The sequence below is a fragment of the Providencia sp. wls1943 genome, assembly GCF_009706275.1.
Classification (GTDB): Bacteria; Pseudomonadota; Gammaproteobacteria; order Enterobacterales; family Enterobacteriaceae; genus Providencia; species Providencia zhijiangensis.
This window is the reverse complement of sequence record NZ_WLTU01000023.1, coordinates 1-14,782: the sequence shown is the minus strand read 5'-3', so window position 1 is coordinate 14,782 and position 14,782 is coordinate 1. Positions and strand designations below refer to the sequence as shown.

Here is a 14,782-nt window from a genome sequence, read left to right as displayed (position 1 = left end):
TCAAAGTGAGTAAACTTTTCGGGCTTTTTATATAACAACTGGACTCTATCCCTCGATGGAGTCTGGTTGTTTTGTTAACTAATGAGGATGTTATGGTAACAATTCGTTTATCTCGTGGCGGCGCTAAAAAACGTCCGTTCTACCAAATCGTTGTAACCGATAGCCGCAATGCGCGTGACGGTCGTTTCATTGAGCGTATCGGTTTCTTCAACCCGATCGCTGCAGGTCAAGCAGAAGAACTGCGTTTAGACCTGGACCGTATTGAGCATTGGGTTGGCTTAGGCGCAACTGTTTCTGACCGTGTTGCACAACTGGTCAAACAAGCTAAAAAAGTAGCTTAATCTGTCACGGTGGTAACAATGAGCAAGCAAACTAAACTACTGCCTCCTGCAAACCCAATTGTATTGGGCAAATTAGGCGCGGCATACGGTATTCGTGGTTGGCTCAAAGTTTTTTCCTCCACCGAACATGCTGAAAGTATTTTTGATTATCAACCTTGGTTTATCCAACGCTCTGGTCAGTGGCAACATATTGAAATAGAAGATTGGAAACATCATAACAAAGATATCATCGTCAAGCTCAAAGGGGTCGAAGACCGCGATGCAGCTGCTCTATTGACCAATTTTGAAATTGCGGTTGATTCAACCCAACTTCCTGATTTGGACAACGACGAATACTACTGGAAAGACCTTATGGGTTGCCATGTAGTGACGTCTGAGGGTTACGACCTTGGTACTGTCATTGATATGATGGAAACGGGATCGAATGACGTTCTCGTGATCAAGGCAAATTTAAAAGATGCATTTGGCATCAAGGAGCGGTTAGTTCCGTTTCTTGATGGGCAGGTTATCAAGAAAGTCGATCTCTCCACCAAAATTATTGAAGTGGAGTGGGATCCTGGTTTTTAAATCTCCGGTTTACCGGTTTTTATGAGTGGGATAAATCATGTGGATTGGGGTAATTAGCCTGTTTCCCGAAATGTTCCGCGCAATAACCGAGTACGGGGTAACTGGTCGGGCAGTGAAAAATAGCCTGCTAACGGTTGAGTGTTGGAATCCGAGAGATTTTACTCACGATAGACACAAAACTGTTGATGATCGCCCCTATGGTGGTGGTCCAGGCATGCTGATGATGGTGCAACCGTTAAAAGATGCAATCCACGCAGCAAAAGCTGAGGCCGGTGATGGTGCAAAAGTGATTTATCTTTCACCTCAAGGTCGCAAACTCGGTCAAGACGGAGTTTGTGAACTGGCAACAAACGAGAAGATAATTCTTGTTTGTGGTCGTTATGAAGGTATTGATGAGCGGATCATTCAAACCGAAATTGATGAAGAATGGTCAATCGGTGATTACGTTCTCAGTGGTGGGGAGCTCCCTGCTATGGTGTTGATAGACTCAGTCTCTCGGTTTATTCCTGGAGTACTAGGTCATCAAGCTTCAGCTCAAGAAGATTCTTTTGCGGATGGCTTGTTAGATTGTCCTCACTATACCCGACCAGAGGTGTTAGACGGCATGCAAGTTCCTGACATACTACTTTCAGGAAACCATGCCAAGATCGATAGCTGGCGCATGAAGCAGTCACTCGGTCGTACCTGGCTTAGAAGACCTGAGCTTCTAGAAAGCCTAGCTCTGACTGACGAGCAGAGGATGTTGCTAGCTGAATTCCAACGGGAATATCAGGCTGAGCAACCAGTGAATCCAGACAATTAATTGTCTAAACATATCAGTTTACCTAGGGTAAGAGAGTTATTATGAGCAACATTATTAAACAACTTGAACAAGAGCAGATGAAGCAGGACGTACCTTCATTCCGTCCGGGTGACACCGTGGAAGTTAAGGTATGGGTCGTAGAAGGCTCTAAAAAACGTCTGCAGGCATTTGAGGGCGTGGTTATCGCTATCCGTAGCCGCGGTCTGCATTCTGCATTCACTGTTCGTAAAATTTCTAACGGCGAAGGTGTTGAGCGTGTATTCCAAACTCACTCTCCAGTCGTAGATAGCATTGCTGTTAAACGCCGTGGTGCTGTTCGCAGAGCTAAACTGTACTACCTGCGTGAGCGTTCTGGTAAGGCAGCTCGTATCAAAGAGCGTCTGAACGCCAAGTAATACGCTTTCGCTACATCCGAAAGTTAAAAGGCCCGCATATTTGCGGGCCTTTTTTATATTCGTCATATATTCGTCATATTTCAAGTTCTCGCGGTGTTAGCTACGTTCATTCGCACTGGTCACATACTCATGTATGCTCCTAGCGACTCATTCTCTTGCCGCCTAGCGACAACTCGAACTATTTAGAATATATCGTTCAATAAACTCCAATGTGTAAACTTATGTTTACTTATTTTATTCATGCTTTGCTTTTTAATATGAAATTTTTGCTTGTTATTCATTAATATTATTTAAATTCAATGGTATAAAATAATGTAATTTTTTATGTACACTCAATTAAATTATTTTACAGTTTTGGATTGAAATCTTTACGATGCATGATATGTTATCTCTCACGCACCAAACACAAGATCGATAAATAACATCACTAATAAATAATAAGCTAAGTAGGTAATCAAATGATCATGCAAAAAGATGTACTCAATAACGTGAATATTCAAGACGAGCAGGTTCTTATCACCCCTGAAAGTCTGAAACAAAAATATCCATTGAGTCACAGCAACCTGCATGCCATTGCGACATCGCGTAAAGTGATTGCTGATATTATTCATCAGCGTGATCCGCGCTTACTCGTGGTATGTGGTCCTTGTTCAATCCATGATGTAGATGCTGCCATCGAATACGGTGAGCGTTTACAGAAACTTGCCGCTGAGTTAAGTGATAGCTTATATATTGTGATGCGTGTGTACTTTGAAAAACCACGTACAACCGTGGGTTGGAAAGGCTTAATTAGCGATCCATTTATGGATGGCAGCTTTGAAATGGAAAAAGGGCTACACATTGCCCGCGATTTATTGACCAACTTAGTGAATATGGGATTACCACTGGCAACAGAAGCGTTAGATCCTAATAACCCACAATACTTAGGTGACTTATTCAGTTGGTCAGCAATCGGAGCGAGAACCACGGAATCCCAAACTCACCGTGAAATGGCATCCGGCTTATCAATGCCAGTCGGTTTTAAAAACGGCACAGATGGCAGTTTATCTACCGCCATCAATGCGTTAAAAGCCGCTGCAATGCCACATCGCTTTATGGGAATCAATCAATCAGGTCAAGTTTGCTTGCTGCACACCAGCGGCAATAAAAATGGTCATGTGATCTTACGTGGCGGCAAAACACCAAACTATGATGAGCAAAGTATTGCAGCTTGTGAAGCAGAAATGAAAAAAGCAGGACTAGAGCCATCGTTAATGGTGGACTGCAGCCACGGTAACTCAAATAAAGATTTCCGTCGTCAGCCACTGGTGGTTGATTCAATCATCGAACAAATTGTTAATGGTAATGAATCAATTACAGGTATTATGCTTGAAAGCCATATTAATGAAGGCAACCAGTCATCAGAACAGCCACGTGAGAATATGAAATATGGAGTTTCGGTGACAGATGCATGCATTAATTGGGATGAAACTGAGTCTGTGCTGCGTAAATTACACCAAGCATTATCCCCAGTGCTTGAGCAGCGTGGGCAGAAATTAAGTAAAGTGAGCTGAGCAAGGGATTGGTATGTCTGCTGAATTATCCCATTTACGGGAACAGATTGATGAAGTTGATAAGTCATTATTAGATTTGTTAGCCAAACGGCTTCAGCTAGTGGCTGAAGTCGGCGAAGTCAAAAGCCAGCATGGATTACCTATTTACGTGCCTGAGCGTGAATCCAGCATGTTGGCAGCTCGCCGAGCAGAAGCGGAGCGAATGGGGATCCCGCCTGATCTGATTGAAGATATTCTTCGTCGAATCATGCGTGAGTCCTATGCGCGCGAAAATGACAAAGGATTTAAAACATTGAACCCTACCGCCGGCCCGATTGTGATCGTCGGTGGGAATGGAAAAATGGGGCGGTTATTTCATCGTCTGCTCTCCCTGTCTGGTTATCAGGTTAAATTGCTGGGTGAGCAGGATTGGGATAATGCGGCGTCAATAGTTTCTGGTGCAAGTGTGGTGATAGTCAGTGTACCTATCCACCTCACTGTTGATGTCATTAAACGTTTGCCTACTTTAGATCCAGAAACAATTTTAGTGGATATTGCTTCTGTGAAGCAAAAGCCACTCGAGGCTATGCTGTCAGTGCATCAAGGCCCTGTATTAGGGTTACATCCGATGTTTGGTCCTGATATTGGCAGTGTTGCCAAGCAAGTTTTTGCATTCTGTGATGGGCGAAAAGCGGAATCTTATCAGTGGCTACTGGAGCAGCTACAAGTTTGGGGCGCGCGCTTGAAAGCGATTAAGCCTGAAGAACACGATCGTAATATGAGTTTTATTCAGGCGTTACGCCACTTTACGACGTTTACTTATGGGCAAAATTTAGCGAAAGAGCAGGTTGATCTACAGCAGTTGTTGGATCTCTCTTCCCCAATTTATCGTCTTGAATTGGCAATGGTAGGGCGCTTGTTTGCACAAGATCCGCAATTGTATGCAGATATCATCATGTCTTCGGATGAAAATGTTGAATTGATCCGCCGTTATTACCAGCTTTTGGGGCAATCCATTGAAATGCTGGAGCGTAAAGATAAAGCCGAATTTATTCGACAATTTGAGCAAGTTAGCCAGTGGTTTGGTGAAGATGCTCATCATTTCATGAAAGAAAGCCAGTCTCTATTACAACGGGCGAACGATAACCGTAAATAATCTCTTTTAGCCATTACTCTATAAATCGATGAAAAAGGGTAATGGCTATCTTTATGCTAAAAGTGCTAAATACATTTTCATTATTAATATTTATAATAAATAAGTAATTGTATTTATTTCTGTAGTTTATCCTAAATTTACAATTGAGCTTCTTCCTTGGGTGGGTTTATCCACTAATTAATTAGAAATTAATCAGTTTATAATGTCGATATTTATAAATTAAACGATTTATCTAATAAAGATCCCTTGTCATTGACCGATAACACTAATCATTAAATGATGATAAGTGTGGTAAACCTATGTCTTTTAAGCACCTCAAAATTAGTTTGAAATTAACTATCGCGTTTGGCGTTTTCATCACGCTAATTGTTTTAAGTTCCCTGTTTTCATTAGTGAATATGAATCGTGCAAATGAAAGCATTCAGAACGTCATTTTTAAAAGTTATCCAATAACTGCTAATGCAAACTCGGTGATGGATAACTTTTATTCTTATATTGGTATTCAAGAATTGATTTTATTGGATGACCGAGGGAGTGAAAAACGTAAGGAAGAGCTGGTTAAAATTAGCCAAAACATTTCTGATCTGCTGGATGAGTTGGACAGGGGTATAACCGATAGCCGTTCTCGCGAGGTGCTTGATAATATCCAAGAAGTGAGAGCTAAATTTATTAGTGCTCAGCAACAGATGATGGAGTTTATGAATCAGGGCAATCGCCAAGCTGCGATTGAAATGATGATGACAAAAACATCTGTTATTCAACGAGAATATCGTGAGCAAGTCCAAAACCTGATAGCCATCCAAAACATGTTGATGCAAGAAACCGGTTATCAGGTGGAAGATGACTATAAAGCAAATCGTGTTTTATTAGCATTTTTATCAATCATCAGTATTGTTGTGGGTTGCGTTATGGGGTGGTACATCACGCGTATTATCACTCGACCTTTAGAGCAAGCAGTTGATTTTGCTAAATCGATTGCCAGTGGTGATTTGACCCAAAATATTCAAGCACAATCTAAAGATGAAACAGGGATTTTACTTGAGTCGCTCAGCGAAATGAAAGGGCATCTACTTGAGATTGTCCAAGAGGTTCAAAATGGTTCTGAGAGTATTTCTGCGGCAGCAGGGCAAATTGTCGCGGGTAATCAGAACTTAGCGGCTAGAACGGAAGAGCAAGCAGCTTCTGTTGAGCAAACGGCAAGTTCGATGGAGCAAATCACATCAACGGTACAGAACACCACTGAACATACCCATGAAGCGACAATGTTGGCTGACAATACGGCTGTGACAGTCAAAAACAATGGTCAGATGATGGTTCAGCTAACTGATAAAATGCGTGCAATTAATGGTTCGTCTCAAAAAATGACGGATATCATTAATTTAATCGACTCTATTGCCTTCCAAACGAATATCTTAGCCTTGAACGCGTCCGTTGAAGCAGCAAGGGCGGGAGAGCATGGTCGTGGATTTGCGGTAGTGGCGGGGGAAGTGAGATTACTGGCACAAAAAAGCGCTGCATCGGCCAGTGATATTCGTTCATTAATCGAAAATTCTTCCTCACAAACCCAAGAAGGGATGGAATTGGTTGAACAAGCCAGCCAGCAGATCCACGGAATGGTTGCCAGTGTTGAAGAGATGAATGCGTTGCTGCGTGAAATTGGCCAAGCGAGTAGAGAGCAGAGCGATGGTATTTCACAAATTAACAGCGCTGTGGGGCAGTTGGATCTAACCACTCAACAAAATGCGGGACTGGTAGAAGAGTCAGTGGTGGCAGCTGATTCGTTAAATGACCAAGCTTACCATCTTCAAAACTTAGTTAATTACTTTAAGCTCAGCGCGACAATACAAAAATCGTGATTGGCATAAATCGTAATTAATAAAAATAACACAGGCGAATAACCTGTGTTATTTTTTTGAGCCAAAATTAAAACTAAGGCGCCATTTTTTCTGGTTCTACAGGAACGATATTTTCAGATGGGTAGCAGCCAAGAATTTTAATTGAGCGGGTGATCTCCGCTAATTCTTTCAGTGCTTGTTGCATATTATCTGAACGCAAGTTAGCGTGAACATCCACATAAAACATCTCTTCCCACGGCTTACCATTAATTGGACGCGATTCTAATTTACTCATCACTATCTTATTATTTTTTAAGATAATCAAAGCATCCACTAATGCACCAGCTTGTTGACCTGTTGTGATCAGTAATGTGGTTTTCGCAGGAACTTGTTCAGTCACTTCAATCGCTCGTGAAGCCACAACAATAAAGCGAGTCATATTAATTTGCTGATTCGCTAAGTTATGCTCCAAAACCGTTAAGCCATATAAAGCACCGCCCGCTTCACTTCCTAATGCAGCAACATTAGGGGAATTATGTTCTGCCACTTTTTGCATGGCTGTAGATGTGCTGTCGCAATATTCAATTTTCCAATGGGGGAATTGAGATAAATATTGGCTACATTGCTGGAATGGCTGAGGGTGGCTATAAACCGTATCAATCTTACTTAATTCACTACCTGGGGTAGTCAGCAAGCAATGGTTAATCGGCAAACGAATTTCACCGACAATGGATAATGATGTATTTTGCAGTAAATCGTAAACATCATTAATTGCCCCTGAGCTGGTATTCTCAATAGGCAAAATACCGTAATCTGCTTGGCCACTTTCAACGAGTGAAAAGATATCTTGGAACTTATGGCAGCTGCATTCAACCAGTTGATCAAAATGACGAGCTGAATATTGACGCGCGGCAACATGGGAATAAGAACCTTTCGGCCCTAAAAATGCAAATCTTGCGGTATCGCTTGGTGTCAGGTTTAAATGTTTTTGCAGGATAGCTTGTTGAGTCAGAACAGAATCCTCAATGATCATCTGAAACAAGCGTGTAATATAAAAACCATCAAGACCCAGAGGCGTGCCTTTATTAATTAATACATCGAGTAATTGGCGTTCACGCTCTTTATCACGGATTGGGCGGTTATCATCGATTTTAGTTTCCGCAACTTCAATTGCATAGCCTCGACGTTTTGCAAGAAGCCCAAGGAGTTCACTGTCTAACTGGCTAATTTTCTCACGGACTTTCAGTAAATTAGTGCTATTTTCCATTCTGCGACCCTATCAAACATCAGTGAATAAAAAAGCCCCCTAGGTAGGGGGCTTTAAAATATTGTCTTCTTTTTTTTCTCGAACGACAAAAGCCCCTTAATGTGAGTGGCTAAAGAAGAAAAAGAAAACAGTATTTAGTTTCATGGGAAATCCTTTCGAGTGAAGTTATTCAAATAGACATGATAGTGAACGAGAAGTCAACAAAAAACAGCGCACAACGTAAAAACGCGCCCATGATGAGCGCGTTTGGAAGGTTTCAAGATAAGTGGATTGATAATATAAAAATATAACGTAACTACTTAAACGTAACTGATTACAACGTTTCTAGATTCGCTTCTTTTACACTACTAGTTGCCCTTCTTGATTCTCCTTTATGTTGCACTTTGTTTAACTGTCTTTCGAGTTTGTTGATAAGGTCATTTATTGCAACGTACATATCTTCATGCTTAGCACTTGCTACCAACTGTCCGGTAGCGGTTTTTATGTTGGCATCAACCATAAAACCTTGAGGCTCTTTCGATAGCACCACATGGGGGCTAATCAAGGAAACTTGCCATTTATCGAGTTTTGCTAGACGGCTTTCAATGTGCTCACGAATTGCGGGAGTGATGTCCATTTGTTTGCTAGTAATGTTAACTATCATATAGTTACCTCTCATTGTTTCCGTCTTTGATGAATTCAGAATACCGATATCTAGGAATAAAAAAATGATCTAGATCACACTTAAATTATGGGGGAGAGGGTACCCACTTGAAGTGTGATTTTGGCTAAAAAAGGCAGGTAAAAGGATTGCCAAAATAACTATATTGAGGGAGACTGAAAGAGTTGGCTATCGACACGGTAAATAGCCGGTACTTTTTTTGGGTAAAATTTTAGGGTATGAATTTTAAAAGAAAAAGTTCAAAACTATCTCTTACTTGTATTCATCTTTAAACCTGCAGTATTTCAAATCACGATTAAAACTATCAAAAAAAACAGCAGCCGAAGCTGCCGTTCTTATTTCAATCGATAGCGTTAAAAAGCAATTTATTGGTTTGCTGCAATAATGCTGCCGACTTTATTTGCTTCTTTGTCTAAGCCCATCTCTTTATACGCAATTTCCATATATCCGAGCGCTTGACGTGTTGCTTCTGTATCTGGATAGTCACGTAACATTTGTTGGACACGATTAACAACCGCGACATAGGCCCCACGTTTGTTGTAATATTCAACGACAGAGAGATCAAATTTTGCCAAACGATCTTTTAAGTAAACTAAACGCTTACTTGCATCGTTGGAATATGGGCTGTTCGGATAGTAACGAACTAGCTGGCTCAAGTCTTTGAACGCAACCAATGCGTGTTGTGGGTCTCTGTCAGAGCGATCGATACCAAAGAAACCTTGTAACATGCTGTCATCTAACGCCATTGCCGTTAAGCCACGCATGTAAAGTACGTAGTCAATATTTGGATGAGTTGGGTTTAAACGCATGAAACGGTCAATCGAAGCTATCGCCATTGGTAGCTCAGCTGATTTATAATAGGCGTAAATCAGGTCTAACTGTACTTGCTGAGCATACGGACCAAACGGGTAGCGGTTATCCAACGCTTCAAACTGTTTAATTGCCGCGCTATAGTTACCGTCCTGTAATTTTTGCTGACCTGTACTATAAATCTCAGCTGGGGAACTATCGGGGCTGACTTCGTTATTGCTGGAGCATCCGGCGAGAGCCAGGCTCAACGTGGCAGCTGCCACCAGATATTTCATACGTATCATCACGTGTTGGTTATCCTCTGACTGTATCGAGGGAGTCTATCCGTAAGGCTCCCGGCAAAATTCGAGTTACAATAGCATACATTTTAAATGAAACGGCAGCGCCGTCAAAACACAAACACCAAAAAGTAGATTAATTTATGGCTCAACAAGTACAATTAAGTGCAACTATCGCAGAATCACAGCTTGGTCAACGTTTAGATCAAGCTTTGGCTGAATTGTTCCCCGATTATTCACGTTCTCGAATAAAAGAATGGATTTTAGACGATAGAGTGCAGGTTAACGGCAAAGTTATCAATAAGGCAAAAGAAAAAGTTTTAGGTGGTGAACAAATTTCCATCGATGCCTTAATTGAAGAAGATTCCCGTTGGGAACCTCAAGATATTCCACTTGACGTTGTTTATGAAGATGAAGATATCCTAATTATTAATAAACCGCGTGATTTAGTTGTTCATCCAGGGGCTGGCAACCCAGACGGAACCATTTTAAACGCATTATTATATCGCTATCCTGAAATCGCGGATGTACCAAGAGCGGGTATTGTTCACCGTTTAGACAAAGACACAACTGGGCTGATGGTTGTCGCTAAAACGGTTCCAGCACAAACTCACTTAGTGGAAGCGTTGCAACGCCGTGAAATTACGCGTGAATATGAAGCGGTCGCCGTTGGTCGTATGACAGCGGGCGGTATGGTGGAAGAGCCAATTTCTCGCCATCCAACCAAAAGAACGCACATGGCAGTGCATCCAATGGGCAAACCTGCGGTGACTCACTATCGTGTAATGGAACATTTCCGTGCACATACGCGCTTACGTTTACGCTTAGAAACTGGCAGAACGCACCAAATCCGTGTTCATATGGCGCATATCAACCATCCATTAATTGGCGATCCATTATACGGTGGTCGACCACGTCCACTGAAAGGAGCAACAGAAGAGTTCCTCGAAGTGATGCGTAGTTTTGATAGACAAGCATTGCACGCGACAATGCTGCGTCTTTATCACCCAATCACTGGGATCCAAATGGAATGGCATGCGCCATTACCTGATGATATGGTGAAATTGATTGAAGCACTGAAAGCAGACACTGAACTTCACAAAGACGATATGGACTGGTAATGAATACGTTGATTTTCCCTGATTGGCCGCAGCCTAAAAATATTTCAACATGCAGTACAACTCGTGCTGGTGGAGTGAGCCTTCCACCTTTTGATAGCCTAAATTTAGGTGACCATGTTGAGGATTTGCCTGAGGCAGTCAGTGAAAATCGTTATCGTCTTGAAAAGCTAGCTCAATTGCCACAGCAACCCGTGTGGCTTGAGCAAGTTCACGGTACTCATGTTCTGCACTTAACGGGAAGTGAGATTAAAAATCGTCAAGCGGATGCGGTGTATACCAATCAAGTTGGTCAAGTGTGTGCCATTATGACGGCGGATTGCTTGCCAGTATTGTTTTGTAGCCGCGATGGTAAAGAAGTGGCTGCCGCTCATGCTGGGTGGCGAGGTCTTTGCAATGGCGTATTGGAAAATACGTTAGCGGCATTTAATGCACAACCAAGTGACATTATGGTGTGGATGGGACCCGCTATTGGTCCTGAGAGATTTGAAGTTGGTGTAGAAGTTAAACAAGCATTTATTCATCAATCAGCCGATCTTGCGGATGCGTTTACACCTCACAATGACAAATTTCTGGCAAACATCTATTTACTCGCACGTAAAAAGCTACAAGCAGCGGGCGTTTCCGCCATTTATGGCGGTGAATTTTGTACAGTAAGTGATGAAAACAGATTTTTTTCCTACCGACGTGAGGGACGAACAGGAAGAATGGCATCCCTTATATGGATAAATAACTAGTTCATGGAATAATATTCCAAATTAACAAATATTGAAAAAATAATCCCGCCTAAAACTTGAATATTTAAAAACAGACCGCATCTTATCTCCAGTAGCAAATTTAATCATATTCTATTGGAGGTGTTATGCGTCTGGATCGTTTAACTAATAAATTCCAGCAAGCTCTCGCTGACGCCCAGTCATTAGCCCTTGGGCGCGAAAATCAGTTTATTGAACCAATTCATTTACTCAGTGCTTTGTTTAATCAAGAAAGTGGCACCGTGCGTCCATTATTGACGACGCTCGGCGTGAACGCAGTTGCGTTCGAAAACAAAATTGAAGATGCATTGGCTCGGCTCCCTCAAGTACAAGGTGTTGCTGGGGATGTACAACCATCAAGTGACTTAATGCGTCATTTGAACTTATGTGACCAGCTGGCTCAGAAAAATGGGGATGACTTTATCTCCTCAGAACTATTTCTGCTCGCTGCTTTAGAAGCCAATACAACCCTCGCTGATATGTTAAAAACAGCAGGTGTTAATAAAGACAATTTGAAAAAGGCAATAGAACAGATGCGTGGTGGCGAAAAAGTGAATGACCAAAGCGCTGAAGACCAGCGCCAAGCTTTGAAAAAATTTACTGTTGATTTAACCGAACGTGCAGAACAAGGGAAATTAGACCCTGTGATTGGTCGTGATGAAGAAATTCGTCGTACCATCCAAGTATTACAACGTCGTACTAAAAATAACCCAGTATTAATTGGTGAACCTGGTGTAGGTAAAACGGCGATTGTTGAAGGACTTGCACAACGTATCGTCAATGGTGAAGTCCCTGAAGGATTGAAAAACAAACGTGTATTATCACTGGATATGGGTGCACTGATTGCAGGGGCGAAATATCGTGGTGAATTTGAAGAACGCTTGAAAGGTGTTCTGAATGACCTTGCTAAACAAGAAGGTAACGTCATTCTGTTTATCGATGAATTGCATACTATGGTTGGTGCGGGTAAAGCCGACGGCGCGATGGATGCCGGTAACATGTTAAAACCTGCACTGGCTCGTGGTGAACTGCACTGTGTGGGGGCAACAACTCTTGATGAATATCGTCAATATATAGAGAAAGACCCTGCGTTAGAGCGTCGTTTCCAAAAAGTATATGTTGCAGAACCATCAGTCGAAGACACTATCGCTATCTTGCGTGGTTTGAAAGAGCGTTATGAGTTGCACCATCATGTGCAAATTACTGATCCTGCAATTGTTGCAGCTGCTACATTATCGCACCGTTACATTACAGACCGTATGCTGCCAGACAAAGCTATCGACTTAATCGATGAAGCCGGTGCCAGCTTACGTATGCAGATGGATTCAAAACCAGAATCTTTAGACAGACTGGAAAGACGTATTATCCAATTAAAACTGGAACAACAGGCACTGAAAAAAGAGTCGGATGATGCCAGTAAAAAACGTCTGGAAATGTTAGAAGAAGAGCTGGTGGAAAAAGAGCGTGAATATTCTGCATTAGAAGAAGAGTGGAAAGCAGAGAAAGCATCATTAACTGGCACCCAACACATTAAAGCTGAATTAGAAAATACGCGTATTGAGATGGAAAAAGCGCGTCGTAACGGTGATTTAGCGAAAATGTCTGAGTTGCAGTATGGACGTATTCCTGAGTTAGAAAAACAGTTAGAAGCAGCGACGAAAGCAGAAGGTAAAAGCATGAAGCTTTTACGTAATAAAGTGACCGACGTCGAAATCGCAGAAATTCTGGCTCGTTGGACAGGTATTCCAGTATCAAGAATGCTTGAAAGCGAAAGAGAAAAACTGTTACGAATGGAACAACAGCTGCACCAACGTGTGATTGGTCAAGATGAAGCGGTTGTGGCCGTGTCGAATGCTATCCGTCGTAGTCGCGCAGGGTTGTCAGATCCAAACCGCCCAATTGGTTCGTTTATGTTCTTAGGCCCTACTGGGGTAGGTAAAACTGAATTATGTAAGGCACTGGCAAACTTTATGTTTGATAGTGACGACGCCATGGTTCGTATCGATATGTCCGAGTTTATGGAGAAACACTCTGTATCTCGTTTAGTCGGTGCACCTCCAGGATATGTGGGCTATGAAGAAGGTGGTTATTTAACTGAAGCGGTAAGACGCCGTCCATATTCAGTTATTTTGCTGGACGAAGTTGAAAAAGCGCACCCTGATGTATTTAACATCTTGCTGCAAGTATTAGATGACGGTCGTTTAACTGATGGACAAGGTAGAACGGTAGATTTCCGTAATACTGTAATTATCATGACGTCAAACTTAGGCTCCGATCTTATCCAAGAACGTTTTGGCATGATCGGTTATTCAGAAATGAAAGATATGGTGATGGAAGTTGTCGCTCATAACTTCAGACCTGAATTTATTAACCGTATTGATGAAGTCGTGGTATTCCATCCATTAGGTAAAGAGCAAATTACGAATATTGCGAATATTCAATTAGCTCGTTTATATAAACGTTTGGAAGAACATGGTTATGAAGTCACTGCAACAGCGGCTGCATTAGAGAAAATTGGTGAAGCTGGTTTCGATCCAATCTTTGGTGCTCGTCCGTTGAAACGTGCAATTCAGCAAGAGATTGAAAACCCACTGGCACAAGAAATTCTGTCAGGCAGATTAATCCCGGGCAAACCAATTACTCTGGATGTTGAAAACGATGAAATCGTAGCGAAGCAGTAAGTAAGCGCTCGGTTATTATCGATAAGTAAGTTAAAAGGCGACCTGAAGGTCGCCTTTTTCATGACTATAATGCCAAAATGAATACAAAAATGGCGTATTTTTGTTGAAAAAATACACGTGAAGTATAAAGGGTAATCAGTTGGAAATTATTTTTCAAAAAACACTTGCAGGATTTCTGCGACTCCCTATAATGCGCATCCACTGACCGGGAACAAGCCAACGCAAAGCGCGATGGACACTGAACCGGCAGCGAGAGAATCTGAAAAGATTAAGCAAAAAAATGCTTGACTCTAACTGAGGAAAGCGTAATATACGCCACCTCGCGACAGCGACCTAAGTTGATAAAAACTGAGTCGAATTTCTCAAGAAATGTCGCACCGCTCTTTAACAATTTATCAGACAATCTGTGTGGGCACTCACAGGACACTATCAAAAAAATATTTGATTTTAAGTCTTGAAGAGTGACTAACACGTTAATTCATATATATGAACTAATAGGTAATTTGGTTTCTTCGGAAATTAAACGACAGTAAACATTCTTTGAGCATCAAGCTTTTTAATTGAAGAGTTTGATCATGGCTCAG

Annotated in this window: 13 protein-coding genes and 1 other annotated feature; of the genes, 10 read left to right on the top strand and 3 right to left on the bottom strand. The window is 41.8% G+C overall.

Annotation, left to right across the window (positions count from 1 at the left end):
* The first annotated feature begins 92 nt into the window (after positions 1 to 92).
* From rpsP to GKR48_RS11520, 7 genes are all read left to right on the top strand, one after another.
* Positions 93 to 341, top strand: coding sequence for a 30S ribosomal protein S16 (gene rpsP, locus GKR48_RS11550; protein ID WP_036949828.1), 249 nt, complete (start codon positions 93 to 95; stop codon positions 339 to 341).
* A gap of 18 nt (positions 342 to 359) precedes the next feature.
* A complete protein-coding gene (gene rimM / locus GKR48_RS11545) occupies positions 360 to 908 on the top strand; it encodes a ribosome maturation factor RimM (protein WP_154604583.1) in 549 nt (182 codons plus the stop codon).
* 37 nt (positions 909 to 945) lie between these two features.
* Positions 946 to 1,710: a tRNA (guanosine(37)-N1)-methyltransferase TrmD gene (gene trmD / locus GKR48_RS11540; RefSeq protein WP_154604584.1), complete on the top strand. Its 765-nt coding sequence runs from the start codon at positions 946 to 948 to the stop codon at positions 1,708 to 1,710.
* A 41-nt stretch (positions 1,711 to 1,751) separates the two neighbouring features.
* The gene (gene rplS / locus GKR48_RS11535) at positions 1,752 to 2,105 is read left to right on the top strand and encodes a 50S ribosomal protein L19 (protein ID WP_036949834.1); all 354 of its coding nucleotides are present in this window, start codon (positions 1,752 to 1,754) and stop codon (positions 2,103 to 2,105) included.
* Positions 2,106 to 2,563: 458 nt separating this feature from the next.
* Positions 2,564 to 3,658 carry a 3-deoxy-7-phosphoheptulonate synthase gene (locus GKR48_RS11530; RefSeq protein WP_154628195.1) on the top strand — a complete coding sequence of 365 codons (1,095 nt, stop codon included), beginning with the start codon at positions 2,564 to 2,566 and terminating at the stop codon, positions 3,656 to 3,658.
* A gap of 13 nt (positions 3,659 to 3,671) precedes the next feature.
* Complete coding sequence (gene tyrA, locus GKR48_RS11525) at positions 3,672 to 4,793, top strand: bifunctional chorismate mutase/prephenate dehydrogenase (RefSeq protein WP_154628194.1); 1,122 nt, start codon at positions 3,672 to 3,674, stop codon at positions 4,791 to 4,793.
* A 299-nt stretch (positions 4,794 to 5,092) separates the two neighbouring features.
* Entirely contained in the window at positions 5,093 to 6,649 is a 1,557-nt protein-coding gene (locus tag GKR48_RS11520; protein WP_154628193.1) for a methyl-accepting chemotaxis protein, read from the top strand.
* Positions 6,650 to 6,722: 73 nt separating this feature from the next.
* Here GKR48_RS11520 and pheA read toward each other — a convergent pair whose 3' ends face one another.
* The 3 genes from pheA to bamD form a co-directional block, all read right to left on the bottom strand.
* Positions 6,723 to 7,895 carry a bifunctional chorismate mutase/prephenate dehydratase gene (gene pheA, locus GKR48_RS11515; protein WP_154628192.1) on the bottom strand — a complete coding sequence of 391 codons (1,173 nt, stop codon included), beginning with the start codon at positions 7,893 to 7,895 and terminating at the stop codon, positions 6,723 to 6,725.
* A 25-nt stretch (positions 7,896 to 7,920) separates the two neighbouring features.
* Positions 7,921 to 8,040: a sequence feature (Phe leader region), on the bottom strand.
* A 168-nt stretch (positions 8,041 to 8,208) separates the two neighbouring features.
* Complete coding sequence (raiA, locus tag GKR48_RS11510; protein ID WP_154628191.1) at positions 8,209 to 8,538, bottom strand: ribosome-associated translation inhibitor RaiA; 330 nt, start codon at positions 8,536 to 8,538, stop codon at positions 8,209 to 8,211.
* Positions 8,539 to 8,921: 383 nt separating this feature from the next.
* Entirely contained in the window at positions 8,922 to 9,650 is a 729-nt protein-coding gene (gene bamD, locus GKR48_RS11505; protein ID WP_154604595.1) for an outer membrane protein assembly factor BamD, read from the bottom strand.
* A gap of 137 nt (positions 9,651 to 9,787) precedes the next feature.
* On the opposite strand from bamD, the gene rluD reads away from it, so the two are divergent.
* From rluD to clpB, 3 genes are all read left to right on the top strand, one after another.
* Positions 9,788 to 10,765 carry a 23S rRNA pseudouridine(1911/1915/1917) synthase RluD gene (rluD, locus tag GKR48_RS11500; protein ID WP_154604589.1) on the top strand — a complete coding sequence of 326 codons (978 nt, stop codon included), beginning with the start codon at positions 9,788 to 9,790 and terminating at the stop codon, positions 10,763 to 10,765.
* Positions 10,765 to 11,499, top strand: a complete 735-nt coding sequence (gene yfiH, locus GKR48_RS11495; protein WP_154628190.1) for a purine nucleoside phosphorylase YfiH — start codon at positions 10,765 to 10,767, stop codon at positions 11,497 to 11,499. Before rluD ends, yfiH begins: the two co-directional genes overlap by 1 nt.
* Positions 11,500 to 11,624: 125 nt before the next feature.
* The gene (gene clpB, locus GKR48_RS11490) at positions 11,625 to 14,198 is read left to right on the top strand and encodes an ATP-dependent chaperone ClpB (RefSeq protein WP_154628189.1); all 2,574 of its coding nucleotides are present in this window, start codon (positions 11,625 to 11,627) and stop codon (positions 14,196 to 14,198) included.
* The last annotated feature ends 584 nt before the right edge of the window (positions 14,199 to 14,782 follow it).

Excerpts from the sequence above, each read along its gene's own strand:
- rpsP (WP_036949828.1), top strand. The coding sequence starts at position 93 with ATGGTAACAATTCGTTTATCTCGTGGCGGCGCTAAAAAACGTCCGTTC.
- rimM (WP_154604583.1), top strand. The coding sequence starts at position 360 with ATGAGCAAGCAAACTAAACTACTGCCTCCTGCAAACCCAATTGTATTG.
- trmD (WP_154604584.1), top strand. The coding sequence starts at position 946 with ATGTGGATTGGGGTAATTAGCCTGTTTCCCGAAATGTTCCGCGCAATA.
- rplS (WP_036949834.1), top strand. The coding sequence starts at position 1,752 with ATGAGCAACATTATTAAACAACTTGAACAAGAGCAGATGAAGCAGGAC.
- GKR48_RS11530 (WP_154628195.1), top strand. The coding sequence starts at position 2,564 with ATGATCATGCAAAAAGATGTACTCAATAACGTGAATATTCAAGACGAG.
- tyrA (WP_154628194.1), top strand. The coding sequence starts at position 3,672 with ATGTCTGCTGAATTATCCCATTTACGGGAACAGATTGATGAAGTTGAT.
- GKR48_RS11520 (WP_154628193.1), top strand. The coding sequence starts at position 5,093 with ATGTCTTTTAAGCACCTCAAAATTAGTTTGAAATTAACTATCGCGTTT.
- pheA (WP_154628192.1), bottom strand. The coding sequence starts at position 7,895 with ATGGAAAATAGCACTAATTTACTGAAAGTCCGTGAGAAAATTAGCCAG.
- raiA (WP_154628191.1), bottom strand. The coding sequence starts at position 8,538 with ATGATAGTTAACATTACTAGCAAACAAATGGACATCACTCCCGCAATT.
- bamD (WP_154604595.1), bottom strand. The coding sequence starts at position 9,650 with ATGATACGTATGAAATATCTGGTGGCAGCTGCCACGTTGAGCCTGGCT.
- rluD (WP_154604589.1), top strand. The coding sequence starts at position 9,788 with ATGGCTCAACAAGTACAATTAAGTGCAACTATCGCAGAATCACAGCTT.
- yfiH (WP_154628190.1), top strand. The coding sequence starts at position 10,765 with ATGAATACGTTGATTTTCCCTGATTGGCCGCAGCCTAAAAATATTTCA.
- clpB (WP_154628189.1), top strand. The coding sequence starts at position 11,625 with ATGCGTCTGGATCGTTTAACTAATAAATTCCAGCAAGCTCTCGCTGAC.